Annotated in this window: 30 protein-coding genes; 18 read left to right on the top strand and 12 right to left on the bottom strand. The window is 72.0% G+C overall.

Features of this window, described 5'->3' with window-relative positions; all coding sequences use genetic code 11:
- A partial coding sequence (locus VKG64_15045; protein HKB26352.1) for an ABC transporter permease occupies nt 1-606 on the top strand: 606 nt, incomplete at its 5' end.
- Between the two features lie 5 nt (nt 607-611).
- Nucleotides 612-1523 (top strand): ABC transporter permease, encoded by a 912-nt coding sequence (locus tag VKG64_15040; GenBank protein HKB26351.1) that lies wholly within the window; start codon nt 612-614, stop codon nt 1521-1523.
- Nucleotides 1524-1525: 2 nt separating this feature from the next.
- On the opposite strand, the gene VKG64_15035 is transcribed toward VKG64_15040, so the two are convergent.
- The 4 genes from VKG64_15035 to VKG64_15020 all read right to left on the bottom strand — a co-directional run bounded on the left by VKG64_15035 (nt 1526) and on the right by VKG64_15020 (nt 4860).
- The gene (locus tag VKG64_15035; GenBank protein ID HKB26350.1) at nt 1526-1774 is read right to left on the bottom strand and encodes a hypothetical protein; all 249 of its coding nucleotides are present in this window, start codon (nt 1772-1774) and stop codon (nt 1526-1528) included.
- 162 nt (nt 1775-1936) lie between these two features.
- Nucleotides 1937-2344 carry a rhodanese-like domain-containing protein gene (locus VKG64_15030; GenBank protein HKB26349.1) on the bottom strand — a complete coding sequence of 136 codons (408 nt, stop codon included), beginning with the start codon at nt 2342-2344 and terminating at the stop codon, nt 1937-1939.
- A gap of 23 nt (nt 2345-2367) precedes the next feature.
- Nucleotides 2368-3837, bottom strand: a complete 1470-nt coding sequence (locus VKG64_15025; GenBank protein HKB26348.1) for an amidase — start codon at nt 3835-3837, stop codon at nt 2368-2370.
- A gap of 12 nt (nt 3838-3849) precedes the next feature.
- Complete coding sequence (locus VKG64_15020; GenBank protein HKB26347.1) at nt 3850-4860, bottom strand: LLM class F420-dependent oxidoreductase; 1011 nt, start codon at nt 4858-4860, stop codon at nt 3850-3852.
- Between the two features lie 50 nt (nt 4861-4910).
- Between VKG64_15020 and VKG64_15015 the strand changes: the two genes are divergently transcribed.
- The 3 genes from VKG64_15015 (at nt 4911) to VKG64_15005 (ending at nt 7571) form a co-directional block, all read left to right on the top strand.
- A complete protein-coding gene (locus tag VKG64_15015; GenBank protein ID HKB26346.1) occupies nt 4911-5303 on the top strand; it encodes a VOC family protein in 393 nt (130 codons plus the stop codon).
- On the top strand, nt 5303-6451 hold the full coding sequence (locus VKG64_15010) for an acyl-CoA dehydrogenase family protein (protein HKB26345.1): 1149 nt from the start codon (nt 5303-5305) through the stop codon (nt 6449-6451). The genes VKG64_15015 and VKG64_15010 overlap by 1 nt, the downstream gene beginning before the upstream one ends.
- 61 nt (nt 6452-6512) lie before the next feature.
- Nucleotides 6513-7571, top strand: coding sequence for an acyl-CoA dehydrogenase family protein (locus VKG64_15005; GenBank protein HKB26344.1), 1059 nt, complete (start codon nt 6513-6515; stop codon nt 7569-7571).
- A 23-nt stretch (nt 7572-7594) separates the two neighbouring features.
- Here the strand turns inward: VKG64_15005 and VKG64_15000 are convergent, their stop codons facing one another.
- The 3 genes from VKG64_15000 to VKG64_14990 are packed head-to-tail and all read right to left on the bottom strand — an operon-like array spanning nt 7595 to nt 10305.
- Nucleotides 7595-9133: an ABC transporter substrate-binding protein gene (locus VKG64_15000; GenBank protein HKB26343.1), complete on the bottom strand. Its 1539-nt coding sequence runs from the start codon at nt 9131-9133 to the stop codon at nt 7595-7597.
- Between the two features lie 36 nt (nt 9134-9169).
- Nucleotides 9170-9745 carry a thiamine pyrophosphate-dependent enzyme gene (locus VKG64_14995; protein HKB26342.1) on the bottom strand — a complete coding sequence of 192 codons (576 nt, stop codon included), beginning with the start codon at nt 9743-9745 and terminating at the stop codon, nt 9170-9172.
- Nucleotides 9745-10305, bottom strand: a complete 561-nt coding sequence (locus tag VKG64_14990) for a thiamine pyrophosphate-binding protein (GenBank protein HKB26341.1) — start codon at nt 10303-10305, stop codon at nt 9745-9747. The genes VKG64_14995 and VKG64_14990 overlap by 1 nt, the downstream gene beginning before the upstream one ends.
- Nucleotides 10306-10371: 66 nt before the next feature.
- On the opposite strand from VKG64_14990, the gene VKG64_14985 reads away from it, so the two are divergent.
- From VKG64_14985 to VKG64_14955, 7 genes are all read left to right on the top strand, one after another.
- Entirely contained in the window at nt 10372-11049 is a 678-nt protein-coding gene (locus VKG64_14985; GenBank protein HKB26340.1) for an FKBP-type peptidyl-prolyl cis-trans isomerase, read from the top strand.
- Between the two features lie 14 nt (nt 11050-11063).
- A complete protein-coding gene (locus VKG64_14980) occupies nt 11064-11933 on the top strand; it encodes a hypothetical protein (GenBank protein ID HKB26339.1) in 870 nt (289 codons plus the stop codon).
- Nucleotides 11934-12114: 181 nt separating this feature from the next.
- On the top strand, nt 12115-13134 hold the full coding sequence (locus VKG64_14975; protein ID HKB26338.1) for an LLM class F420-dependent oxidoreductase: 1020 nt from the start codon (nt 12115-12117) through the stop codon (nt 13132-13134).
- Complete coding sequence (locus tag VKG64_14970) at nt 13131-13622, top strand: thioesterase family protein (protein HKB26337.1); 492 nt, start codon at nt 13131-13133, stop codon at nt 13620-13622. Before VKG64_14975 ends, VKG64_14970 begins: the two co-directional genes overlap by 4 nt.
- A gap of 16 nt (nt 13623-13638) precedes the next feature.
- Complete coding sequence (locus tag VKG64_14965; GenBank protein HKB26336.1) at nt 13639-14478, top strand: DUF1932 domain-containing protein; 840 nt, start codon at nt 13639-13641, stop codon at nt 14476-14478.
- A gap of 4 nt (nt 14479-14482) precedes the next feature.
- Nucleotides 14483-16024 carry an acyl-CoA synthetase gene (locus tag VKG64_14960; GenBank protein ID HKB26335.1) on the top strand — a complete coding sequence of 514 codons (1542 nt, stop codon included), beginning with the start codon at nt 14483-14485 and terminating at the stop codon, nt 16022-16024.
- Nucleotides 16021-17103, top strand: a complete 1083-nt coding sequence (locus VKG64_14955; protein HKB26334.1) for a MaoC family dehydratase N-terminal domain-containing protein — start codon at nt 16021-16023, stop codon at nt 17101-17103. The genes VKG64_14960 and VKG64_14955 overlap by 4 nt, the downstream gene beginning before the upstream one ends.
- Nucleotides 17104-17397: 294 nt before the next feature.
- Here the strand turns inward: VKG64_14955 and VKG64_14950 are convergent, their stop codons facing one another.
- The 3 genes from VKG64_14950 to VKG64_14940 all read right to left on the bottom strand — a co-directional run bounded on the left by VKG64_14950 (nt 17398) and on the right by VKG64_14940 (nt 18937).
- On the bottom strand, nt 17398-17724 hold the full coding sequence (locus VKG64_14950) for a PIN domain-containing protein (GenBank protein ID HKB26333.1): 327 nt from the start codon (nt 17722-17724) through the stop codon (nt 17398-17400).
- A gap of 79 nt (nt 17725-17803) precedes the next feature.
- Entirely contained in the window at nt 17804-18004 is a 201-nt protein-coding gene (locus tag VKG64_14945) for a type II toxin-antitoxin system VapB family antitoxin (GenBank protein HKB26332.1), read from the bottom strand.
- Nucleotides 18005-18082: 78 nt separating this feature from the next.
- Nucleotides 18083-18937: an EamA family transporter gene (locus tag VKG64_14940; protein HKB26331.1), complete on the bottom strand. Its 855-nt coding sequence runs from the start codon at nt 18935-18937 to the stop codon at nt 18083-18085.
- A 63-nt stretch (nt 18938-19000) separates the two neighbouring features.
- Here VKG64_14940 and nthA point away from each other — a divergent pair, with 63 nt between their 5' ends.
- From nthA to VKG64_14920, 4 genes are read left to right on the top strand one after another with little or no spacing between them, the layout of a single operon-like run.
- The gene (gene nthA / locus VKG64_14935; protein HKB26330.1) at nt 19001-19651 is read left to right on the top strand and encodes a nitrile hydratase subunit alpha; all 651 of its coding nucleotides are present in this window, start codon (nt 19001-19003) and stop codon (nt 19649-19651) included.
- On the top strand, nt 19648-19959 hold the full coding sequence (locus tag VKG64_14930) for a hypothetical protein (protein HKB26329.1): 312 nt from the start codon (nt 19648-19650) through the stop codon (nt 19957-19959). The genes nthA and VKG64_14930 overlap by 4 nt, the downstream gene beginning before the upstream one ends.
- On the top strand, nt 19956-20309 hold the full coding sequence (locus VKG64_14925; protein ID HKB26328.1) for an SH3-like domain-containing protein: 354 nt from the start codon (nt 19956-19958) through the stop codon (nt 20307-20309). Before VKG64_14930 ends, VKG64_14925 begins: the two co-directional genes overlap by 4 nt.
- Nucleotides 20306-20665: a nitrile hydratase accessory protein gene (locus VKG64_14920; protein ID HKB26327.1), complete on the top strand. Its 360-nt coding sequence runs from the start codon at nt 20306-20308 to the stop codon at nt 20663-20665. Before VKG64_14925 ends, VKG64_14920 begins: the two co-directional genes overlap by 4 nt.
- Here the strand turns inward: VKG64_14920 and VKG64_14915 are convergent.
- The gene (locus VKG64_14915; GenBank protein ID HKB26326.1) at nt 20586-21557 is read right to left on the bottom strand and encodes a DNA-formamidopyrimidine glycosylase family protein; all 972 of its coding nucleotides are present in this window, start codon (nt 21555-21557) and stop codon (nt 20586-20588) included. The genes VKG64_14920 and VKG64_14915 overlap by 80 nt on opposite strands.
- Nucleotides 21550-21729 (bottom strand): hypothetical protein, encoded by a 180-nt coding sequence (locus VKG64_14910; protein ID HKB26325.1) that lies wholly within the window; start codon nt 21727-21729, stop codon nt 21550-21552. The genes VKG64_14915 and VKG64_14910 overlap by 8 nt, the downstream gene beginning before the upstream one ends.
- A gap of 386 nt (nt 21730-22115) precedes the next feature.
- Here VKG64_14910 and VKG64_14905 point away from each other — a divergent pair, with 386 nt between their 5' ends.
- On the top strand, nt 22116-24188 hold the full coding sequence (locus tag VKG64_14905; protein HKB26324.1) for a S9 family peptidase: 2073 nt from the start codon (nt 22116-22118) through the stop codon (nt 24186-24188).
- The gene (locus VKG64_14900) at nt 24185-24931 is read left to right on the top strand and encodes a Sir2 family NAD-dependent protein deacetylase (protein ID HKB26323.1); all 747 of its coding nucleotides are present in this window, start codon (nt 24185-24187) and stop codon (nt 24929-24931) included. Before VKG64_14905 ends, VKG64_14900 begins: the two co-directional genes overlap by 4 nt.
- The last annotated feature ends 62 nt before the right edge of the window (nt 24932-24993 follow it).

Raw genomic sequence — 24993 nt, 5'->3', positions numbered from 1 at the left:
CTGCCCATCGGCATCGTCAGCGCCTTTCGCCCGAACAGCCTCTCCGACAACGTCGCGCGCTCGCTCGCGGTCCTGTTCCTCGCGATCCCCGGCTTCTGGCTCGGGATGCTGATCGTCCTCGCCGCGCTCTTCTGGTTCGGCTACAAGGCCCCGCTGCTCGTCGTGCACCTCTGGCAGGATCCGTGGGCGAACGTCCAGCTCGTCATCGGACCCGCCATCGTGCTGGGCCTCGGCCAGGGCGCGTACATCGCCCGCATGTCGCGCTCGTGCCTGCTCGAGGTGATCCGCGAGGACTACGTCCGCACGGCGCGCGCCAAGGGCCTGAAAGAGGCGCTCGTCGTCCTCCGCCACGCGCTGCCGAACGCCCTCCTGCCGGTCGTGACGCTCTCAGGGATCCTGATGGGGTTCGTTCTCGGCGGGTCGGTGGCGGTCGAGCAGGCGTTCGGCGTGCCGGGGCTCGGCCGCTCGCTCGTCGTCGCCGTGATCGAGCGCGACGTCGTCGTCGTCCAGAACCTGGTCCTGCTCTACGCGGTCATCTTCGTCTTCATCAACGTCGCGGTCGATCTGAGCTATGCCTGGCTTGACCCGCGCATCCACTACCGATGACGGCCGTGCGAGCCGCGACCCTGGTGGAGCCCCTGCCCGAGCGCTCCGTCGCGCGCGAGCTGGCGTCGTTCGCCCGCCGCAATCCCCTGGCGGTGGCCGGCGGCGTCGTCGGTCTGCTCGTCGTCGTCGTGGCGATCACGGCGCCGCTCATCGCGCCGGCCGATCCGCTGAAGACCGACTTCCGCCGCATGACGAAGCCCCCGGACGCCCACAGCCTCTTCGGCACGGACCAGGTCGGCCGTGACACGCTGAGCCGGGTCATCTACGGCGCGCGCTCGTCGCTCGTCGTCGCGTTCGCCTCCGTGCTGCTCGGCACGACGGTTGGGGCGCTCTGGGGCGTGGCCAGCGGCTACCTCGGCGGTAGGTTCGACCTCGTCAGCCAGCGGATCACCGAAGTGCTCCAGTCCTTTCCCGACCTGATCCTGGCCATGGCGATCTCGATGGCGATCGGCACGGGCATGGCGGCGGTGATCGTCGCCATCGCGATCACGCGCATCCCGTTCGGCAACCGCGTCATCCGCTCGGTCGCGCTGACGATTCGCGAGCAGTCGTACGTCGAGGCCGCGCGCGCGGCCGGCGGCTCCCAGTTCCGGGTCATGGCGTTCCACGTGCTGCCGCAGTGCTTGGCGCCCTACCTCGTGCTCGCCACCGCCCACCTCGGCGTCGCGATCATCATCGAGGCGGCGCTCGGCTTCCTCGGCGTCGGCATCCCGCCGCCCACGCCGACCTGGGGCAACATGCTGGCCGAGTCGCTGACGTCGCTGGTGCCGTACTGGTGGCTGGTCTTCTTCCCGGGCCTGGCGATCACGGTCACCGTGCTCGCCTTCAATCTCCTCGGCGACGGCATCCGCGACACGCTCGATCCGCGCCTGTCGCCGGCGTTCCTCCGGATGATGGCCGGCGGCCGGCGGGCCTGACGTCAGCGCCCCAGGCGGATATCCTCGGGGAAGCGACGCCAGCGGTAGAAATCCTCCCGAGTGGCGGCCGCGATGCGTCCCGCCTGCTCGTCGCGCGAGTTCCAGGCGGTGTTCAGGTGGTGGTAGAGATTCTCCATCGCGACCACGAGCTCACCGACGTCGTAGTCGGGATTGACCTCTATCTGCGCGATCGTCCGGTGGATTTCATCGCGCGCTTCCTGCAGCTGGAACAGAACCCAGTCCCGGTTCACATTCCCTCCGGATGCACTCTCTCCCTTCATGCTCGAATTCCCGGACGCGTCCGGCAATCCGTTGAATCCCGGAAATCCGGTGCGAGGGGGTCCACGACGATGCAGGGGAATGCGCGTCCGGGAAAACCCCGAGGCGCTCGGGCCGATGGTCCGGGGGGCTCCCTACGCGGGCTTCCGCGTCGGCCGCTCGGCGACGGGGAAGCCGGCGTTCTTCCACGCGGTGAAGCCGCCGTCCATCTCGCACACCGGTGCCAACCCCATCTGCTGGGCCACGTCGGTGGCGAGCGCCGACCGCCAGGCGCCGTTGCAGTAGAAAACGAACTCCTTGCCGGAGGCGAAGACGTCCTTGTGATACGGGCTCTCGGGGTCGATCCAGAACTCGAGCATGCCGCGGGGGCAGTGGAAGGCGCCCGGGATCATGCCCTCGCGCTCGAGCTCGCGGACGTCGCGGAGATCCACGAAGACGACGTCGTCCCGGCCGAGGCGCGCGCGGGCCTCGTCGAGGCCGATCGTCCGGATCCGCGCCTTCGCCTCGTCCACCAGCTGCCGGAATCCTTTGCGCAGCTTCATCGGCGTCGGCCGTCCGATACTACTCACGCGAAGCGCGGCGGCGGCGTGAACCCTCCGAACTCGCGCTCGGCCAGCGCGGCGAACGCCATCGGCGTCCGGTCTTCCAGGTACGGTCCGATCGCCTGGAATCCGATCGGCAGGCCCGCGCGCGTCAGTCCCGCGGGAAACGCGACGGCTGGCTGGCCGGCGAGCGTGGCGATGCCGGGGTGCACGAGCTGGAGGTCGTAGAGGACCGCCTGGCCGTCCACCTCCACCGTGTCGTGGAGCGACGGGGCATCGGCCGGCCACGGCTTGGGCGCGTGCGGGAATGCGGGGACGAGCGTGTTCGGCGCGAGGAGCACGTCCCACTCGCGGAAGAAGGCGCGCCAGGCCGCGCGGAACTGCTCGCGCTGGGCGAAGTAGCCGACGTACTCGGCCGCGCTCGCCTCGAGGCCGCGCAGGGCCGCGCGGCCGAACTCGTCCTCGCGGCCGCGCCACATCACGATGCGCCGCTGCCGCTCCTCCTCGCCGACGCGCGAGACGGTGACCGCGGCGAGCAGCGACCGGTAGAGCGCGTGGTGCCGGCGGTGGTCGCCGAGGAGCTCGGGCTGGGCCCGCTTGACGGCGACGCCCGCGCCCTCGAGCCCCGACACGAGCCGGTCGAGCGCCGCGACGATCTCGGCGCTCACGGGGAGCCACTCGATCGGCGGGAGCACGGCGACGCGGAAGTCGCGCAGCCGCGCGTGGCGCGCCGCGGGGATCTCGAGCCGCCAGGCGACGTCCTCACCGGTGTCGGGACCGGCGAGCACGTCGAACGCGAGCGCGAGGTCCGCCGCGCTCCGGGCGAGCGGGCCCTGGACGCCCATCACGACGCCGGTGTTCGGCATCGGCGGGTAGGGGAACTGGCCGCTCCTGGGGAGCGCGGTCTCGCTCGGCTTCAGGCCGTAGACGCCGCAGAACGCCGCGGGCACGCGGATCGAGCCCCCGATGTCGCTGCCGACCTCGAGGGCCGTCAGCCCCGCGGCCAGCGCCGCCGTGCCTCCGCCCGAGCTGCCGCCCGGCGTCCGCGTCGGGTCCCACGGGTTCACCGTGCGGCCGTAGACGGGATTGTCCGACTGCCAGTCGGCGAGGATCGGGGGCACGTTCGTCTTGCCCATGACGACCGCGCCCGCCGCGCGTACCCGCGTCGTCGCCGGCGCGTCGTGCTCCGAGACGAAGCGGGCGAAGTCGGGCACGCCGACGGTGGTGCGGAGGCCCTTGACGTTGATCGACTCCTTCAGCGTCATCGGCAGCCCGAGCAGCGCGCCGCGCCCGCCGCGGGAGCGCGCGGCGTCCGCCGCCTCCGCTTGTGCCCGCGCGCGCTCGAAGTCGGACACGACGATGGCGTTGAGCGCGGGATTGTGCCGCGCGATCCGCTCGAGGTGGAGCTGGAGCAGCTCCACCGCCGAGACCTGCTTCTTGTCGAGGGCGTCGAGCATCGCGGTCGCCGACACGAACGGGCCGGGGGTCGTCATCGTCGGGTCTCCTTAGCGCGCGCCCGGTGCCAGGGCGCGGAGCGCCTGCAGCATGATCTCACGCTTCCGCGCCGGATCCTGCTCCATGGTCGAGAGCGCGAGAAACGCGGTGTCGATCCCCGCGTCGAGGTAGCGGTGGACGTGGGCGCGGATCTCCGCCGCCGAGCCGCGGATGATGAGGTCGCCGATGACCGTCGCGGGCACGGCGGCGACCGCGCCCTTCCGGTCGCCCGCGGCCCACGCGTCCCACATCGGCCCGAGCGCGGCGCTCCGCCCGAGCCACTCGTGGAACGCCTTGTAGACGGGGACGTTCAGGTAGGCGGTCACGTGCCGGCGCACGGCCACGTCGGACGCGGGCCCCGGCGGGTCCACGTTGATCAGGAGCCGCACCGTGATCTCGATCGCCGCGGGGTCGCGCCCGGCCCGGAGCGCCGCGTCGCGCACGACGGCGATCGACGTCGGCACGTCCTCGACGGCGAGCCAGTTGAGGATGGCGCCGTCGCCCACCTCGCCCGCGACGCGGAGCATGCCCGGGCGGAGCGCCGCGACGTGGATGGGGACGGGCTCGGCCGGCGGCTTGGTCAGGCGAAAGCCGTCCACGCTGAACGTCTCCCCGTGGAAGACGACGCGCTCGCCGGCGAGCGCCCGGCGGAGGAACTGCGCCATCTCGCGCACGCGCGTCGCGGGCCGCGCGAAGACGCCGCCGTTCCAGGCCTCGACGATCGGCTGGGAGCCGGCGCCGATGCCGAGGCAGAAGCGGCCCGGCGCGAGGTCGGCGAGGCCGGCGGCCGACGAGGCGAGCGTCGCCGGGCCGCGCGTGTAGACGTTGGCGATCGCCGTCCCGACGCGCAGCCGCGTCGCCGGCGCGACGACGGCGAGCGGCGTGAAGCAGTCCACGCCGTCCACCTCGAGCGACCACGCGTCGGTGTAGCCGAGCCGCTCGGCCTCGCGCGCGACCTCGGCGTGCTCGGCGAGGCTCACGCCCTCGACCGGCACCGACAGCGCCCAGCGCTTGCCGCCCATCGCGACCAGATTCTACTGTATGATCCCGCCGTCGTCTCAAGGAGGCGCCCATGCTCGGCGACATCGTGGAGCTGTCGGTCGTCGTCCGCGACCTCGACGCGGCGATCGAGCGGTACACACGGGTCTTCGGGCTCCGCGTTCATCACCGCGCGGAGTCCAAGGAGTTCGGCTTCAAGAACGCGATCCTGCCGACGGGGATCGGCCACATCGAGCTGCTCCAGCCGACCGATCCGGCCAAGAGCGTCGGGCGCTTTCTCGCGAAGCACGGCGAGGGCGTTTACCTCGTCGGCTTCGAGTGCAAGGACGTCCCCGGGAGCGTCGAGCGCCTCAGGAAGCACGGCGTGAAGGTGGACCACCGCGCGGACAAGGACATCGCGTGGGTGCATCCGCGCGACGCGCACGGCCTCTTCGTCGAGCTGCGGAAGCGCGAGGCGTACGGCTGATGCCGACGTTCCACTTCGAGCTGGGCGAGCTGCCGCCGGCGGCCGAGGCGCTGCGCGTTGAGGTGAGAGAATTCCTCCACGCCGAGCTCGGCGGGCACACGCCCGCACAGCGCGCGCGCTCGTGGGGCGGGTTCGACCGCGAGTTCAGCCGGAAGATGGGCGCGCGCGGCTGGATCGGCATGACGTGGCCCAAGCGCTACGGCGGGCACGAGCGGAGCGCTCTCGAGCGCTACGTGGTCCTCGAGGAGACGCTGGCCGCCGGCGCGCCGGTGTCGGCCCACTGGGTCGCCGACCGCCAGTCGGGCCCGCTCCTGCTGCGCTTCGGCACCGAGGCCCAGCGCCAGCGATTCCTGCCGGCGATTGCCCGCGGCGAGCTGGCGTTCGCCATCGGGATGAGCGAGCCCGATTCCGGCTCGGACCTCGCCTCGATCCGGACGCGCGCCGAGCGCGTGGCGGGCGGCTACCGCGTCAACGGCACCAAGGTGTGGACGAGCAACGCCCACCGCTCCGACTACATGATCGCCCTCTTCCGGACGCGCCACGACCCGGCGAAGAAGCACGAGGGGCTCACGCAGTTCCTCGTGGACACGAAGCTGCCCGGCATCACGATCAACCCGATCCTCGACCTCCGCGGCTCGCACCACTTCAACATGCTCGTCTTCGAGGACGCGTTCGTGCCCGAAGAGATGCGCGTCGGCGAGGAGGACGCGGGCTGGAAGCAGGTGACGACCGAGCTCGCCTTCGAGCGGAGCGGTCCCGAGCGCTACCTCTCGAGCCTCGCGCTGATCCTCGAGCTGATCCGTGAGGCGGGCAAGGACCCCGGCGAGCGCGCCGCGGCCGTCGTCGGGCGGCTGGTCGCGCACCTGGCGACGCTCCGCCAGATGTCGCTCTCCGTCGCGACGATGCTCGAGGCCGGCGAGAACCCGAACCTCGAAGCCGCGGTGGTGAAGGACGTCGGCACGACCTTCGAGCAGGAGGTGCCCGAGGTCGTCCACGCCCTGCTCGGGCTCGAGCCGACGATCGACACGGGGAGCCACCTCCAGCAGGTGCTCGGCTACCTCACGCAGACGGCGCCGTCGTTCTCGCTCCGCGGCGGGACGCGCGAGATCCTGCGCGGCATCATCGCGCGCGGCTTGGGGCTCAGATGAGCGACGCGCGCCTCTCTCAGGCCACCCACGGCTCGAGCCGGCCTCGCGGACCTCGTTACAAATGAACGAGCTGCGCGCGATCCTCGCCGACGTCGTGACACGCCTCTTCGGCGAGCGCGTGACCCGCGAGGTCGCCGAGTCGGCGGAGAAGGGCGAGTGGCCGGCGGCGCTGTGGCAGGCGGTCGAGGAGAACGGCCTCACGCTCCCGCTCGTCCCGGAGGCCCAGGGCGGTGCCTCCGGGACGTGGGGCGACGCCTACGTCGTCGTCAGCGCCGCCGGGCGCCACGCCGTCCCGCTCCCCCTCGCCGAGACGATCGTCGGGTCGGCGCTCCTCGCGGCGGCCGGGCTCGAGGTGCCGACGGGGCCGCTCACCCTCGCCCCCGTCCAGCGCGACGAGCGCCTGAGGCTCGTCCGCCGCGACAGCGGCCTGCGGCTCGACGGCACGGCCACGCGCGTGCCGTGGGGCCGCGCGGCGCAGCACGTCGTCGTCGTGGACGAGGCCGACGGCCGCGTGACGGTCGCGCTCGTCGCGACCGCCGGCGCGCGCGTGACGCCCGACGCGAACCTCGCGCGCGAGCCTCGCGACACGCTCGCGTTCGCCGGCGCGCCGGTCGTCGCGGCCGCGCCCGCCCCCGTCGGTGTACCCCGAGACGCCATCAGGCTCTACGGCGCGCTCGTCCGCTCGGCGCAGATGGCGGGCGGCCTCGAGGCGGTCCTCGCGCTGGCGACCCGCTACGCGACCGAGCGGCGCCAGTTCGGGAAGCCGATCGGCCAGTTCCAGGCGATCCAGCAGAATCTCGCCGTCCTCGCCGGCCACGCGGCCGCGGCGGGGATCGCTGCGGCGAACGCGTTCCGCGCTGCCGACCGGCGCGACCTGTGGTTCGAGACCGCGGCCGCCAAGGTCCGTGTCGGCGAGGCCGCGGGAGTCGGCGCTTCGATCGCGCACCAGGTCCACGGCGCGATCGGCTTCACCTGGGAGCACCAGCTCCAGTTCGTGACGCGCCGGCTCTGGTCGTGGCGGGCCGAGTTCGGGGGCGAAGCGGAGTGGTCGGCCGCGCTCGGCCGGTCGGTCGCCGAGCGTGGCGCCGACGCGCTCTGGCCCTATCTCACCGCGCGCTGACCGTCACCGCCGCCTTCGCCTGCTCACCTGGGCTTGAGCTTCAGGTCCTCGTACGGCGAGGAATAGGCGTGGTTGGTGATCAGGCCGAGACCTGACTCCGCCACGCTCGGTCCGTGGCCGTTGATGAAGGCAAGCTCCCAGATCGGGACGATCATCGCCTTCTCGTGCATGAGCTGTTGGATCCGGTGGAGGACGGCCTCGCGCTTCTTCCGATCCGTCTCGCTCGCCTGCTCCTGGAAGAGCCCGTCGATGTCCGGGTAGCTCCCGTAGACGTAGGCGCCGCCCGCGGCGACGAACGCCTCGAGGCGGGTCGCCGCATTCCCGAACGCGCCCGAGCCGCTCTGGACGATGTTCCGGAGTTTCTTCTCGCGCCACTGCGCGAAGAAGGCCGCCCGCTCGAGCGGGCGGAGCTGGACGCGAATGCCGACCGCCTTCAGGTAGTTCACCACCGCCTCCCCGAGGTTGTCATAGGACACGTCGCAGTAGAAATCGCCGGCGTCGAGGCCGTTCGCATAGCCGGCCTCGGCGAGGAGCTGCCGGGCCTTGGCCGGGTCGAAGGGGTACGCGGGCGGCTGCCAGAAGAAGTCGAACGCGCTGGGGATGAGGCTGTAGGTGATCTTCGAGAAGCCGAGTGTCTCGGCCTGGTTGATCGCGTTGCGATCGATCGCGAGGTTGGCGGCCAGGCGCACGCGCCGGTCGTGCCAGGGCGACTTCGTGTCCCATTGCTCGATGAAGTTGAGCCAGAAGGTACCCGGCGGATAGTTGGGCTTGAGCGTGAGCCCGGGCGTCCGCCGCAGCTCCTCGGCCAAGGCACCGCGGATGGAGTAGGCGATGTCGGCCTCACCGCGCTTGAGCATCGCCAGGCGCGTGGATTCGTCCGGCACCGCCTTGAACACGAGGCGCTTCACGCTCGGGGTCTTGCGCCAGTACTGCTCGTAGGCTTCGAGCACGAGCTCCACGCCGGGCGTGAAGGAGACGAACTTGTACGGGCCGGCGCCCACCGGAGCCTTCTTGAAGCCGTCGTCGCCGACCTTCTCGACGTATTTCTTTGGCACGATCCAGCCGGCGCCGGTCGCCGGCGTCCCGTAGAACGTCATGAAGTCGGGCCACGGTCGCTTGAAGCGGAAGCGCACCCGCTGCGGGTCGACGACCTCGACGGCGGCGATCCGCGCCTTGTAGGTCGCGGCGGCGGTGCCGCGGTAGCGCTCCAGGGAGAACTTCACGTCCTCCGCGGTGACGGGCTCGCCGTTGTGGAATCGCACCCCCTTGCGCAGGACGAACTCGTACACGAGGCCGTCGGGCGTGGCGCTCCACGACTCCGCGAGGCTCGCCGCCATCGGCTGGCCCGGCATGGGTTTCACCAGGGCGTCGTGCAGCGCGTAGAGGAACATGAAGGGCGTGATGATTCCGGACGTCTCCGCGGGATCGAACCACGTGGGCGCGAGTGAAACGTGAACCGCCCACGTCATCTGCCCTTCGGGCGCCGCGGCGGCCGGCGAGGCTCCGAGGGTCGCGATCATCAGAACGAGCACCATCGCGAAGAGGTGTCGAACGTGCCTCATGGTGGAAGCCTCCTTCCGGCCGACGCCGGCGGGTGGTCAGCGCGGCCTGACGAGCTTCGTCCTGAGCGTCTCCGCCTGCTGGTTGAACGGCTGCCCGCCGCGCGCCGTCATCGGCGTCTTCTCGGAGAGCCCGGTGTAGAGCTCGACCAGGAGCGGGCCCGGGTCGGTCAACATCGAGCGTAGGCGCTTCTTGAAGTCGTCGAGCTCGTGGACGGCGTAGGCGGCGCGATAGCCCGCGCCCTTCGCCATGGTGACGAAGTCCACCTGGAGCCCGCCGGGAATCTCCTGCGAGCCGGAGGTGTGGTAGACCCCGTTCTTGAAGACGAGATGGGTCAGGTTGCGCGCGCCGGCGCCCGCGATCGTCGCGAGCGAGCCGAGCTGCATCAGGAGCGAGCCGTCGCCGTCGAAGACCACGACGCGGCGGTCGGGGCGCGCGAGCGCCAGACCGAGGCCCATCGCCGAGGCGCCGCCCATGAAGCCGACGCAGGCGACCGACAGATCGTCGGGGGCGAGGTCGCGCCACGCGGGCGCGGTGGTCATGGTCGGGATGCAGATCGCGTCGCCGCGCGCTGCGGCGATCAGACGGAGCACGTCCTCGGGCCTCATCGCCATCACATGGTCTCCAGGCCTACGAGGACCGCGGCGGGCCCGCGGCGCTTCTGCGCGAGCCGGTAGTACTCGGGGATCAGATGGACGTCGTTCGGCCCCTCGAGGCGCGCGTGGGGCACGCCGAAGGTGTCGAGCAGCGGCTCGGCGTAGCGCACCATCGAGTGGCGTGACTCCCGCGGGTCCTTGTCCCGCTCCCGCTGGAGGAGGCCGATCATGTAGAAGACCGGGACCCGCCCGTCCAGCGCGACCCCGCGCAGCGTGTTGACCGAGGCGTAGAGCCCCGCGTGCTGGATCATGAGCACGCACGGCTCGCCGCCCATCCAGAGCCCGGCGGCCGCCGTCGTGGCTTCGTCCTCCGTCGCGCAGGTCACGACGCGGATCGCCTGCTCCTTGTCGAGCGCGGCGAGGACGGTCTTCTGGTGGGTGTCCGGCACGCTCAGCACCCAGCCGAGGTGCTGGTGGCGCGAGGGCTCCCGCAGCTCCGCGCCGAGGGCCTGGCGCGCCTCCCTGAAGGTGTCCTTGAGCGTGTCGATGATCAGCGGCGCCGGAATGGATTCGGGCATCCTGTACCCTCCCGTGAGAAGATCGGACATATCCTACGCCAACTCCGCCGCAAGAAAGGATGCCTCATGCGTCGCCCTCTCCGCTGGCTCCTGACCCTCTCGCTGCTGCTGGCACTCGCCGCGCCGGCCCGGGCCCAGGAGCTCAAGACCGAGGAGCAGAAGACCCTCTACGCGCTCGGGCTCATCCTCAGCCAGAACCTCGCCACGTTCTCCCTCGACGCGGCCGAGCTCGACGTCGTGAAGGCCGGCATGACCGACGGCATCTTGAAGAAGGAGCCGAAGGTGTCGCTCGAGACCTGGGGCCCGAAGATCCGCGGCCTCCAGACCGCGCGGCTCGCTGTCGCGGCGGCGGCCGAGAGGAAGCTCGGCGAGGCGTTTCTCGCGAAGGCCGTGGTGGAGAAAGGCGCGAGCAAGACCGCCTCCGGGCTCATCATCACGACGCTCAAGCCCGGCACGGGCCCGTCGCCGAAGGCCGGCGACAAGGTGAAGGTCCACTATCACGGCTCCCTCACCGACGGCACGGTGTTCGACAGCTCCGTCCAGCGCGGCGAGCCGATCACGCTGCCGCTCGGGCCCGGGATCATCAAGTGCTGGGGCGAGGGCGTCCCGCTGATGAAGGTGGGCGGCAAGAGCCGGCTGGTGTGTCCAGCCGATCTGGCGTATGGTGACCAGGGACGGCCGCCGCGGATCAAGCCCGGGGCGACGCTCGTGTTCGAGGTCGAGCTGCTGGAGATCGTGAAATAGGGGAGGGGCACTCCATGGCCGAGAAGTACGACCGGCGCAGGCAGGACACCGGCAACATCCTGTTCCTCGAGCACGTCAACGTGAAGGTGCCCGACCAGACGATCGCCACCAAGTTCTACCTGCAGGGGCTCGGGTTCACGCGCGACCCGTACCTGATGGTCGGCACCGAGAACATGTGGATCAACATCGGGCAGTCGCAGTTCCACCTGCCGACCGGGGAGCCGCAGGTGCTCCGCGGCTGGGTCGGCCTCGTCGTCCCCGACCTCGACGCGCTCGCCGCGCGCCTCGCCGAGGTCAAGCCGAAGCTCGCCGGGACCAAGTTCGCGTACACCGTCGAGGACAAGCACGTCGCGGTGACCAGCCCGTGGGGCAACCGCCTGCGCTGCTTCGCCGCCGGACCCGCGTTCGGCGACATGACGCTCGGGATGCCCTGCGTCGAGTTCCCGGTCGCGCCGGGCCGGGCCGCGGGGATCGCGCGCTTCTACCAGCAGATCATGGGCGCGCCGGCCACGGTGACGCCCAACGGCGAGGGCATCGCCGCGCGCGTGAAGGTCGGCGGGCGGCAGGAGCTCGTCTTCCGCGAGACGCCGGCGCCCGAGGAGTCCTACGACGGCCACCACATCGCGGTCTACATCGCGGACTTCTCCGGCCCGCACGCGAAGCTCAACGAGATGGGCCTCATCACGGAAGAGAGCAACGAGGTCCAGTACCGGTTCGCGACGATCGTGGATCCGGCGACGCGCGAGCCGCTCTTCGTCATCGAGCACGAGGTGCGCTGCTACACGCACCCGATGTTCATGCGCCCGCTGGTGAACCGGAACCCCGCGCAGCGGCAGGCGACGTACCAGCGCGGTCGCGACGCGTTCTACCCCGGCGCAAGCTAGCGCCGGGTCGCCCGCCTTTTCCGACGCGACGCACGCCGCCATCGGGCCGGCTCGGCGCAGGCGCTCGCCTGGCCCGACGCCCGGACGCGCCCCTCGCGGCTCACCACGACGTCCTCGGGGCGTCGTCCCTCCTCGGCGGCGCGCCTATTGTATGCTGGCTTGCCGTGGAAGGAGGCCGCCGATGAGGCTCGCGCTGGGGCAGGGATACTCGGGAGCGACGCTGTCGGGCGACGTGAGCCGCGTGCTCGAGGCCGAGCGGCTCGGCTACGACTCGGTCTGGACCGCCGAGTCGTACGGCTCCGACGCGGTGACGACGATCGCGTGGATCGCCGCGCGCACGACGCGGATCCACGTCGGCACGGCGATCATGCAGATCGGGGCACGCACGCCCGCGGCGACCGCGATGACGGCGATGACGCTCGACGCCCTCTCGGGCGGCCGCTTCCGCCTGGGGCTCGGCGTGTCGAATCCTCAAGTCATCGAGGGCTGGCACGGCCAGCGCTTCGGCAAGCCGCTCGCGCGGACGCGGGAGTACGTGGCGATCGTGCGCGCGATCCTGCGCCGCGAGAAGCCGGTCGAGTTCGCGGGCGGCTACTACCAGATTCCCTACGCGGGCCCGGACGCCACCGGGCTCGGCAAGCCGCTCAAGTCCATCCTCCACGGGCGGGCCGACCTGCCGATCTACCTCGCGGCGATCGGGCCGAGGAACGTCGCCCTCGCCGCGGAGATCGCCGACGGCTGGATCCCGACGCTCTTCGCGCCGTCGAAGATGCGGATGTTCCGCGAGTGGGTCGACGAGGGCTTCCAGAAGGCCGGCGCCCCGAAGCCGGGGTTCGACGTCATGGCGGCGTGCCCCGTCGTCGTCGGGAACGACGCCGGCGCGTGCCGGGCCCAGCACAAGCCCGCGATCGCGCTCTACGTCGGGGGCATGGGCGCGCGCAGCCGGAACTTCTACAACGAGACGGTGCGGCGCTACGGCTACGAGGAGGCGGCCAAGAAGATCCAGGACCTCTATCTGGCCGGCAGGAAGGCCGAGGCGGAGGCCGCGGTGCCCGACGCCCTCGTGGACGAGGTCGGCCTCTTCGGCTCGCGCGAGCGGATCCGCGAGCGCCTCGCCGCGTACCGCGAGGCGGGCGTGACGACCCTCGCCGTGCGCGGCAACCTCGACGCCGTCCGGCTCATGGCCGAGCTCGTCCTCTGATCGAGGCGCCGCTCGACCGCTACCGCGACGTCGTCCGCCCGGACTGGATCGACCACAACGGGCACATGAACGTCGGCTACTACCTCGTCGTGTTCGACTTCGCCACCGACGAGTTCTTCGCCTGGGTCGGCCTCGACGAGGCCTACCGGACGCGGCACCGCGCGACGACGTTCTGCCTCGAGGCCCACGTGACCTACCATAGAGAGGTGCGGGCCGATGACCCGCTTCGCTTCACGACGCAGCTCCTCGGTCACGACACGAAGCGTGTCCACTATATCCACGCGATGTACCATGCGGGGGAGGGCTATCTGGCGGCGACGAACGAGCTCATGTCGCTGCACGTGAGCGAGGCGACGCGGCGCGGCGCGCCCATGGCGCCGGCGGTCCTCGAGCGGCTCGCGCTCATTCAGGCCGCTCACGACACGCTTCCGAGACCGCCGCAGGCCGGCCGGGCGATCGGCCTCGACGCGCGGCCGGCGGCCCAATGAGCGAAGGAGACAGCGCATGACGACGATCGGGCTCTTGAATCCGGGAGAGATGGGTAGCGCGGTCGGCGCCTCGGCGCGCACGGACGGTGCGCGCGTGCTCTGGGCGTCCGAGGGGCGCGGCGGCGAGACGCGGCGGCGCGCGGAGGCCGCGGGGTTGGAGGACGTCCGCACGCTCGCCGAGCTCGCTCGCCGGAGCGACGTGATCCTCTGCGTCTGCCCGCCCCACGCGGCGGTGGACGTCGCCCGCGCGGTGGCGGCCGAGCGCTTCGCCGGACTCTACGTGGACGGCAACGCCGTGTCGCCCGCGACGGCGCGCGAGATCGGCGGGATCGTCGAGAAGGCGGGCGCCACGTTCGTGGACGGCGGGATCATCGGCAGCCCGCCGGCGAAGCGCGGGACCACGCGCCTCTACCTCTCGGGCGCCGCCGCCGCGCGCGTCGCCGCCCTCTTCCCCCGCGGACCGCTCGAGGCCATCGTGGTCCCCGGCGGGCCCGGCGCGGCCTCGGCGGTCAAGATGGCCTACGCCGGCTGGAACAAGGGCCACCAGGCGCTCCTCATGGCCGTGCGCGCGCTCGCCATCGCCGAGGGCGTGGACGCGGCGCTCCTCGCCGAGTGGAAGCTCTCGCATCCCGACCTGCCGGCGCTCTCGGAGGCGGCCGTCACGCGGACCGCGCGCAAGGCGTGGCGCTTCGTCGGCGAGATGGAAGAGATCGCCGCGACGTTCGCCGCGGCCGGGCTGCCCGACGGCTTCCACGCGGCCGCGGCCGAGGTCTACCGCCGGCTCGCGCCGTGGAAGGACGCCGGGACGCCCCCGTCGGTCGCGGAAGCCGCCGAGGCGCTCAAGAAGTCGCCGTAGGAGCGTGGCGGCGATCGTCGGGGTCCGCAGCTATCCCGAGGCGCTCACCGCCTTCCGCTGGAGCGCGCTCTGGGAGCTGTTCGACGGCGGCCCCGAGCGGCTGAACCTCGCCCACGAGTGCGTGGACCGCCACGCGGGGCGCGGGACCGCGCTCAGGATCAAGCGCGACGACGGCCGCAGCGAGGAGGCGAGCTTCGACGAGCTCGCGGCCTGGTCCTCGCGCTTCGCCAACCTCCTCGAGGCCGAGGGCGTCGCGCGGGGCGAGCGCGTCGCGGTGATGCTCGAGCCCTCGCTTGCCTTCTACGGCGCCGTGTTCGGCGCCGTCAAGCGCGGCGCCGTCGCCGTGCCCCTCTTCACCCTGCTCGGCCGCGAGGGCGTGAGACTCCGCGTGGACGACTGCGAGCCGCGGCTGCTGCTCGTTGCCCGCGACGCCGCCCGCTGGCGCGAGCTCTTCCCGCGGGTGAGGGTGATCGAGGCGGACGCGCGATTCCACGCGCGCGTCGCCGAGCAGAGCCCCCGCTACGCGCCGGCGACCACCGCCGACGACCTCGCGGTCCTCCAGTACACGTCGGGGACGACGCGCGGGCTGCCGGAGGCGGTGCGCCACACCCACCGCGCCGTCGTCACGCTGATGGTCGGGGCGCTCTACGGCGTCGGGCTCGCGCCGGGCGACAGCTACTTCTGCCCGTCCTCGCCCGCGTGGGGCCACGGCCTCTGGCACGGCACCATCGCGCCGCTCGCGCTGGGCATCGCCGTCGGCGCGTACTCGGGGAAATTCGACCCCGCCCGGCTCCTCGAGGCGCTCGAGGCCTTGAGCGTGACGAACCTCGCGGCGGCGCCCACCGTCTTCCGTATGCTGCGCGCCTCCGGGCTCGCTGACGGCCGGCGGCTCGCGCTCGAGAAGCTCTCGTTCACGGGCGAGCCGATGGACTCGCGGACGTGGGAGTGGATCGAGAAGACCTTCGGCGTCACCCCGTGCGGCATGTACGGGAGCACCGAGGTCGGCGTGATCATCGTGAACTACCCGGGCTTCGCCGGCTACGCCGTGCGCCCCGGCGCCCTCGGCAAGCCCGCACCCGGCTGGGAGGTCGCGGTCGTGGACGAGCGCGGCGAGCCGCTCCCGCCCGGGCGGCCGGGCGAGATCGCCGTCCGCCGCAAGGACGGCTGGTTCCGCGTGAAGGACCGCGGCTGGATGGACGCCGACGGTTACGTCCACCACGAGGGCCGGTCCGACGACGTCATCATCTCGGCGGGCTTCACGATGAGCGCCGTCGAGATCGAGGACGCGCTCCTCGCCCATCCCGACGTCCGCGAGGCCGCTGTCGTCGGCGTTCCCGACGAGATCCGCGGGATGATCCCCAAGGCGTACGTCGTCGCCGGGCGCGCGGGCGACGGGTTCGCGCGCGAGCTGCAGGAGTGGGTCGGCCGGCGCCTCTCCCGGCACGAGTACCCGCGCGCGATCGAGTTCGTCGAGGAGCTGCCGAAGACGCCGGCCGGCAAGATCGACCGGCTGTCGCTGCGACGGGGCGCCGGGGGCCGCGCGTGACGCGCTTCCCGACCATCACGGGCGAGGCGCTCGCGTCGCTCCGCGGGCTCATCGGCAAGGAGGTCCGGCGCCCCGAGCCGTATATAGAGGTCGCGACGCGGGACGCGATCCGCCACTGGGCTCACGGGATCGGCGATCGCAATCCCTTCTGGGCCGCCACGCGCGTCGCGCCGCCGACCTTCCTGTTCGCGATGGACCGCATCGTCTCGGGCTACGTGTCCGGCCTGCCGGGGATCCACGCCATGTACGGGGGCACCGACTTCCGCTGGCGGCTCCCGATCCGCGAGGGCGACCGCGTCGTGGGCCGGAGCGTGCTCCTGGACCTCGAGGAGAAGGCGTCGAGCTTCGCCCGCCGCGCGGTCAAGCAGACTTACCGGACGACGTTCGTCGACGACGCCGGAGCGGTCGTGTGCGAGGCCGACTCGTGGTGCTTCCGCACCGAGCGAGACACCGCGCGCGAGCGGAAGAAGTACGGAGCGGTCGAGCCGCATCGCTACACGGCCGACGACGTCGAGAGGATCCGGCGCGCGTACGCGACGGAGGCGATCCGTGGCGCCACGCCGCGCTTCTGGGACGACGTCGAGGTCGGCGCGGTCCTGCCCGAGGTCGTGAAGGGGCCGCTCACGGTCACCTCGGTCATCGCGTTCGTCCAGGGATGGGGGAGCCTCTACGTGCGTGCCCACGGCCTCGCGTTCGACCTCTTCGAGCGCCACCCCGCGCTCGGCATCCCCAACGAGTTCGGCGTGCCCGAGCCCCCCGAGCGCGTCCACTGGGACGCCGAGCTCGCCCGCGCCGTGGGCGTGCCCGCACCCTACGACTACGGCCCGGAGCGCGTGGCGTGGCTCGGCCACCTCGTGACCAACTGGATGGGCGACGCGGGCCGGCTCGCGCGGCTCAGCGTGGAGGTCCGGCGCCACAATCTCCTGGGCGACACGACGTGGTGCAGGGGGCGCGTCGCCGCGAAGGCGCCCGCCGAGGGCGGGGGCGAGGTCGCCCTCGACCTCTCCGCGGTCAACCAGCGCGGCGAAACCATCGCGCAGGGCCGGGCGACCGTCGTTCTGCCCCGTCGCGCCGGGTGAGGCTCCGATGCTAGGCACGCCCGTCGCGCGACGCGAGGCGGCCGACGGTCACCCTGAGGCCGGGAAGGTACTCTGCGAGACCGGCCCCCTCTGAATTGGCAGTCGGACCGACCGTCCAACCGAGAACCTCGAGCGGCAGATAGTTCTTCACGTCGTAGCACGCTCCAGCAGTCGAGGTAGGCGTGGCCGTCCACGTCCCACTTGCGGGCCCCGTCGGGTGCAGCGCGCGCGACTTCGGGTGCGTCGCGACGTACTCCTGCTAGATCGTCGGCATCGTGGCATGTCACCTCCGGCTCATCGGGAAGGGAAGAGGGTGAGGCCGCAGTACGGAGCCATCCTACGAAAATCCGCGTCCAGGGTGAACAGCGCGGCGCCCCTCTCGACCGCCAGCGCCGCGGTCAGGCAGTCGATCGTCGACGCCGAGACGCCCCTCCTGCGACAGCCATTGGCGATTCGCGCGGCTGCGACGTGATCCTTCCGCTCCGCCATGATGACAGGAAACGGGTGGGTCAGGTCTGCCAGCCGGGCGAACTGCGCCTCGTCGCCGACCCCGCTCAGAAGCTCCTGGAGCACGATGCCTGGAATGGCCACCGGCACATCGTTGCCAATGAGCTCGGCCAGGGAGTCTGCCCCCGAAGCTCGCCCGCAGAACGGCGCCGGCGGCGGAGCGCCGCGGACAGCACGGACGTGTCCAATAGGATCACCGCCGCTTGCGTGCCCGTTTGTAGCTGAACTTCGGATCGAACTCGACGGTGCCGAACGCCTTGAGGGCCTTGAGGCGGCCGCGGCGCCGGATGTACTCCTCCAGCGCCTCATTGACCGTGGCTCGCTTCGTTCGGTGGCCGCCGATGCGCAGCGCCTTGTCGAGCAGTTTCTCGTCGATCGCGAGGTTCGTGGCCATCCGCGTCCTCCTAGACGTCACACGTCATCTTACACATTGTTCGTGGCCGCAAGGCGCTGTGCGGGGGTCGGTCAGCCGTCAGCGCGCGAGCGCCATGACGCAGAGGCCGGCGAAGATCACGCCGGCGCCCACGATGCGGACGGCCGAGTGGCGTTCGCCGAGGACGACCGCGCCGAGCACCGCCGCGACGACGATGCTGACCTCGCGCCCGGCGACGACGTAGCTGACGGGCGCTCGCGCCATCGCGCCGAGGACCGCGAGGTACGCGGCCATCATGAGGACGCCGACCACCACGATGCGACCCCAGGGCGCGTCGCGCCGGACGGGCGGCGCTCCGCCGCCGCGCACCCAGCGGACCAGGTGGATCAGCACGGCGTCCACGAAGAACACGAGAAACGCGTAGAGCGGGACCGGCACGAGCCGCACGCCGACCTTGTTCACGAGCGAGTAGCCGCAGGTGAACGCGCCCGTGAGGAGCGCCCAACCGAGCGCGCGGCGGTTGGCGCGGAGCGCCGCCGCGCCGCCGACGGCGCCGTGGCTCAGGAAGATCCCGACCACGACGAGGGCGATGCCGGCCAGGCCTTGCGCCGAGAGTCGCTCGCCGAGGAAGGCCACGGCGAGCGGCGCCACGAGGACCGGCGCGATGCCGCGCGCGACCGGATAGACGAGCGACAGGTCACCCGCGCCGTACGCCGCGGTGAGCGCGAAGACGTAGGACGTCTCGAGGACGCCGGAGACCAGGATCACCGTCCACGCCGCGGCGCTGATTTCGCCCAGCGAGTAGACGAGCACCACGGGCGCGCAGAGGAGCGTGCCGACGACGAGGGCGCCCGACTGGATCTCGAGCCGGCGCGCGTCGCTCTTGACCAGCAGGTTCCAGCCGCTGTGGCAGAACGCCGCGCCGAGGACGAGGAGGAGCGCGGCGAGCGGCATTGCCCGAGTCTGCTATGCTTGTCGGCGGATGTCCACCGGGGGACCGATCGGAGGCGACGCGCGATGAGCGATCACCGTCATCACGACCACGAGCACGACCACGCGCGCGAGCAGGGATCACCGCTCACCGAGACCGAGCTCCGCGTCCGCGCTCTCGAGTCGCTCCTCGTCGAGAAGGACCTGGTGGACCCGGCGGCGCTCGACGCGCTCATCGACACCTACGAGACGAAGGTGGGGCCGCGCAACGGCGCCGCCGTCGTCGCGCGCGCCTGGGTGGACCCGGCCTACAAGGCGCGGCTCCTCGCGGACGGTGCGCCGGCGATCGCCGAGCTCGGCTACATGGGCCGCCAGGGCGAGGACATGGTGGTCCTCGAGAACACGCCGAAGGTCCACAACATGGTCGTCTGCACGCTCTGCTCCTGCTACCCGTGGCCCGTGCTCGGGCTCCCGCCCGTCTGGTACAAATCGTCGCCCTACCGCTCGCGCGCGGTGCTCGACCCGCGCGGCGTCCTGCGCGAGCTCGGCGTCGCGGTCGCCGACGACGTCGAGGTGCGCGTCTGGGACTCGACCTCCGAGGTGCGCTACATGGTCCTGCCCGAGCGTCCGGCCGGGACGGAGGGCTGGAGCGAGGCCGAGCTCGCGGCCATCGTCACGCGCGACAGCATGATCGGCGTCGCGAAGGTCCCGGCGCCGGCGTTGGGAGGGCGGCGATGAACGGCGTCCACGACATGGGCGGCATGCACGGCATGGGCCCGATCGTCCGCGAGGCGAACGAGCCCGTCTTCCACCACGCGTGGGAGGGGCGCACCTTCGCCCTCAACATGGCCGCGGGCTTCCTCGGCGAATGGACCATCGACATGTGGCGGTACGCCCGCGAGCAGATGCCGCCGGCCGAGTATCTGGCCACGGGCTACTACGAGCACTGGCTCTGGGGCCTCGAGCATCTCCTGGTCGAGAAGGGCCTGCTCAAGCGCGAGGAGATCGAGGCGCGCGTGGCCGAGCTCAGGAGACGGGCGAAATGAGGCGCGTGCTGCGCGCGGCCGACGTCGGCAAGGTGCTGCTGAAGGGCGGCCCGGCGCGCCTGCCCGACGAGGTGCCGCCGCGCTTCAAGGCCGGCGCCCGCGTCGTCGCGCGCACCATCAACCCGATCGGCCACACGCGGCTGCCGCGCTACGCGCGCGGCCGGCGCGGCGTCGTCGAGCGCGACTACGGCGTGTACGTCTTCGCCGACGCGAGCGGGATGGGCCAGGGCAAGCAGCCCCAGCACCTCTACAGCGTGCGCTTCGGCGCGCGCGAGCTCTGGGGCCGGGAGGCGTCGCCGCGCGACGCGGTCTTCATCGACCTCTGGGACGATCACCTCGATCCCGCGTGACGACGCCGGACCTCGCGGCGCTGCCGAAGATTCCACGGGACGACGCCGGACCCGTGTTCGGCGCCCCGTGGGAGGCGCAGGCGTTCGGCATGGCGCTGGCGCTCCACGCGCGCGGCGTCTTCACGTGGAGCGAGTGGGCGACCTGCCTGGCCGGCGAGATCGCGGCGGCCGCGGCGCGCGGCGAGGCGGGCGACGGGGGCCGTTACTACCATCACTGGCTGGCCGCCCTCGAGAAGCTCGTCGCGGAGAAGGGTCTCGTCCCGACCGGCGAGCTCCTCACGCGGAAGGACGAGTGGGACCGCGCCGCCCGCGCGACGCCGCACGGCCAGCCGATCGTGCTCCCGAAGTCGCGGTAGCCCGCCGCGCCTCCAGCTCCTCGAGCGTTCGCGGCCAGTCGTCGTGCAGCAGGCGCGAGAGCGAGCGGTCGGCGAGGAGCCGGCCGCCCGTCTGGCAGCGCGCGCAGTAGTTGGTCTCGTTCTCCGCGTGGACGATCCGCTGCACCGGCGCCGCGCAATCGGGGCACGGCTCGCCGTAGCGTCCGTGGACCGCCATGCCCTCGCGGAACGCCGTCACGCCCTCGGGGAACGCGCCGCCCGCCTCGCGTCGCAGGCGCTCGCACCAGTCCCGGAGCGTCGCGCGCGTCGCCTCGAAGAGCCGCGCGGTCTCCGCCGCGCCGAGCCGGCGCGTCTGCGCGACGGGCGAGAGCCGCGCGCGATGGAGGATCTCGTCCGAGTAGGCGTTGCCGATCCCGCTGAAGATCGTCGGATCGGTGAGGGCGCGCTTGAGCGTGTGGTTCTCCCGCGCGAGCGCCTGCGCGAACGCGGCGAGGTCGCCGTCGAGCACCTCGAGGCCGCCGGGGTCGTGCTCGCCGAGCGCCGTCTCGCCGCGCACCACGTGGAGCGCCGCGCGCTTCTTCGTGCCCGCCTCCGTCAGGGTGAGCGTGCCCGTCGAGAAATCGAGCGCCGCGAGCCCGATCTTCCCCGGTGGCTTCGCCCCGGCGGGCTTCCAGTGGAGCCGGCCCGCGATCATCAGGTGGAGCACGAGGAAGAGCTCGCCCTCGAGCTCGACGACGATGCGCTTGCCCAGGCGGCGCAGGCCGCGCACGCGCCGGCCCGCGAGGGCCGCCGGCGGCGGGTCGACGGAGCGCAGGACGAAGGGGCTCAGCAGGCGCACGCGCTCCAGCGTCGCGCCGCGGATCCGCGCCTCGAGCGCCTCGACGTAGACGACGACGTCCGGGAGCTCAGGCACGCTGGCCCGGCATGCCGCCCTTCGAGTTGTCGATGAGGCCGACGATGTTGCCGTCGGGGTCGTTGAGCGTTACGAGTCGGCCCGGCGGGATGTCGAAGGGCAGCTCGTTGAAGACGAAACCGGCGCGGATCAGGTACGCGTGCGCGTCGAACTTGAAAATAGGGCGCGGCATACGGCGTCGGCTCGGCGCCGAGGAGCCGCGCGTACCAGCGGCTCGACGCCTGGGGTCGCTCACGAACTGGATGACCGTCTCGATCCGGCGCACGGCCCGCCTCCCCGCGACGACTGCCGGTAGACCTCCGTGGCTCAGCGCGCCGGCTTTCGAGCCCCCCGGCGGGCGACCGCGTGGCGCGCGGAGCGGATCGCTCGAAGCTCGGTGGCCACTTCCGAAAGCGGACGCTTGGGAATTGCCGTGACGAGCGTGTCGAACAGCCTCAGAAGGCGCACCCGCTCTCGCTCGGTGAGTCCGTCCCCGGCCGCGACACGATCCGTGCGCATGTTGTGTGCATCATACCAGCCACTCGGCGGCTCGTCGGGCTTGGTAAACTTCTCCTGACCATGCCCACGCCACCCGTCGCCCCCAAGAAGCCGAAGGTGGACGCCCTGCACGGCGACCGCCGGCAGGACGACTACGACTGGCTCCGGAAGAAGGACGACCCCGAGGTCCTCGCCTACCTCCGCGCCGAGAACGCCTACACGGACCTCGTCATGAAGCCCACGGAGCCGTTCCAGGCGGCGCTCTACACGGAGATGCTCGCGCGGATCAAGGAGGACGACTCGACGGTGCCCTTCCGCCGGGCGCGGCACTACTACTACGCGCGCACCGAGAAGGGCAAGCAGTACCCGATCCACTGCCGCCGCGAGGGCGGCCTCGACGCGCCCGAGCAGGTGACGCTCGACCTGAACGCGCTCGCGGAGGGCCACGCCTTCCTCTCGCTCGGCGCGTACACGGTCGGCGACGAGGGCCGGCTCCTCGCCTATACCGTCGACTTCAAGGGCTTCCGCGAGTACACGCTCCGCGTGCGCGACCTCGCGACCGGCGAGGATCTGGCCGAGCGCATCGAGAAGGTCGCCGCGGTCGCGTGGACCGCGGATTCCGCGACGCTCTTCTACGTCACCGAGGACGAGGCGAAGCGTCCCTACCGGCTCTGGCGCCACCGGCTCGGCGCCGCCGGCGACGACCTGGTCTACGAGGAGACCGACGCGCTCTTCCGCCTCTACGTCGAGCGCTCGCGGAGCCTCGCCTACCTCTTCGCGGCCTCCGCGAGCCACACGTCGAGCGAGGTGCGCTTCCTGCCCGCGGCCGCGCCGGGGGGCGCGTGGACGCTGGTCGCCGCGCGCGAGAAGGACCACGAGTACGAGGTGGACCACGGCGTCGGGCCGGGCGGCGACCTCTTCTACATCCGGACGAACGGGGGCGGGCGGCGCAACTTCCGCCTGGTGACGGCGCCCGTGGGCGACCCCGGCCCGGCGCGCTGGACCGAGCTCGTCCCGCACCGCGAGGCGGTCATGCTCGAGGGCGTGGACGTCTTCGCCACGCACTACGTCGTCCAGGAGCGCGAGGACGGGCTCACGCGCCTGCGCGTCACCGACCTCGCCACGCGCGCCGCGCACGATATCCGGTTCCCCGAGCCCGCCTACGAGGCGACGCCCGAGTCGAACCACGAGTTCGCCGCGCGCCGTTACCGTTTCCGTTACCAGTCGCTGGTCACGCCGCCGTCCGTCTTCGACCACGACGTGACGACGCACGAGCGGACGCTCCTCAAGCAGACGGAGGTCCTCGGCGGCTACGAGCCCGCGCGCTACCGGTCGGAGCGCGTCCACGCGACGGCCGACGACGGTACGCGCATTCCGGTCTCGCTCGTCCGCCGCGCCGACGCGCCGCGCGACGGCTCGAGCCCGATGCTGCTGACCGGCTACGGCGCCTACGGCTTCCCGTACCCCGTGACCTTCTCGTCGAACCGCCTGAGCCTGCTCGACCGCGGCCTCACCGTCGCGATCGCGCACGTGCGCGGGGGCGGCGAGCTCGGCAAGCGCTGGCACGACGCGGGCCGCATGCTCCAGAAGCGGAACACGTTCACCGACTTCATCGCGGCGGCGGAGTTTCTCGTGAAGGAGGGCTACACGGCCCACGATCGGCTCGTCGTCGAGGGCGGGAGCGCCGGCGGCCTCCTCGTCGGCGCCGTGCTGAACATGAAGCCGGAGCTGTGCGCCGCCGCGGTGCTGCGCGTGCCGTTCGTGGACGTGATCAACACGATGCTCGACGAGTCGCTGCCGCTCACGGTCGGCGAGTTCGAGGAATGGGGGAACCCCAAGATCCGCGGGCACTACGAGTACATGAAGACCTACTGCCCCTACACGAACCTCGGGCCGCGGCCGTACCCCGCGATCCTCGTCCGCACCGGACTCAACGACAGCCAGGTGATGTACTGGGAGCCGGCCAAGTACGTGGCCAAGCTCCGCGCGGTGAAGATCGGCGACGCGCCGGTCCTGTTCAAGATCAACCTCGCCGTCGGGCACGGCGGCGCCTCCGGTCGCTACGACGCGCTCCGCGAGCTGGCGTTCGACTACGCGTTCGTGCTCTGGCGCCTGGGACGGCTCGAGCGCGCTGCGACGGAGGCGGCCGCGTGATCGACACCGTCCGCGCGTGGCTCGACGGCGCGCAGCGCGTCGTCGCGCTGACGGGCGCGGGGATCTCGACCGACTCCGGGATCCCCGACTTCCGCGGGCCGCGGGGGGTGTGGACGCGGGACCCGCAGGCCGAGAAGCTCGCGACGCTCCAGCACTACGTCGCCGACCCCGAGGTTCGTCGGCGCGCCTGGCGGAGCCGCCTCGAGTCGCCCGCGTGGCAGGCGGCGCCGAACGACGGCCACCGGGCGTTCGTGACGCTCGAGCGGCGGGGCAAGCTCGACGCGCTGATCACGCAGAACGTGGACGGCCTCCACCAGCGGGCGGGCTCGTCGCCCGGGAAGGTCATCGAGATCCACGGCACCATGCACGAGGTCGTGTGCCTCGACTGCGGCGAGCGCGCGCCCATGGAGCGGGCGCTCGCCCGCGTGCGGGCGGGGGAGGCGGACCCGCCGTGCCTATCCTGTCACGGCATCCTCAAGTCGGCGACGATCTCGTTCGGGCAGGGCCTCATCGCGGAGGACACCGCGCGCGCGTCCGCGGCGGCGCGGCGCTGCGACCTGATGCTCGCCGTGGGGACGAAGCTCTCGGTGTGGCCGGTCGCCGGCGTCGTGCCGACCGCCAAGGAGGCGGGCGCCCGCGTCGTGATCGTGAACGCCGAGCCGACGGACATGGACTCGCTGGCCGACGCGGTCCTCCGCGGCTCGATCTCCGAGCTGCTCCCGCGGCTCGTCGGAGGTGGATGATGCGAGTGCTCCTCGTCCATCCGAGCCCGCTGATGTACTCCGAGATCTACCTGCGGCTCGAG

The sequence above is a fragment of the Candidatus Methylomirabilota bacterium genome (genome assembly GCA_035260325.1).
In the GTDB taxonomy this organism is placed as follows: Bacteria; Methylomirabilota; Methylomirabilia; order Rokubacteriales; family CSP1-6; genus AR19.
The sequence above is the reverse complement of the archived record's forward strand: the minus strand, read 5'-3'. Positions and strand labels throughout refer to the sequence as shown.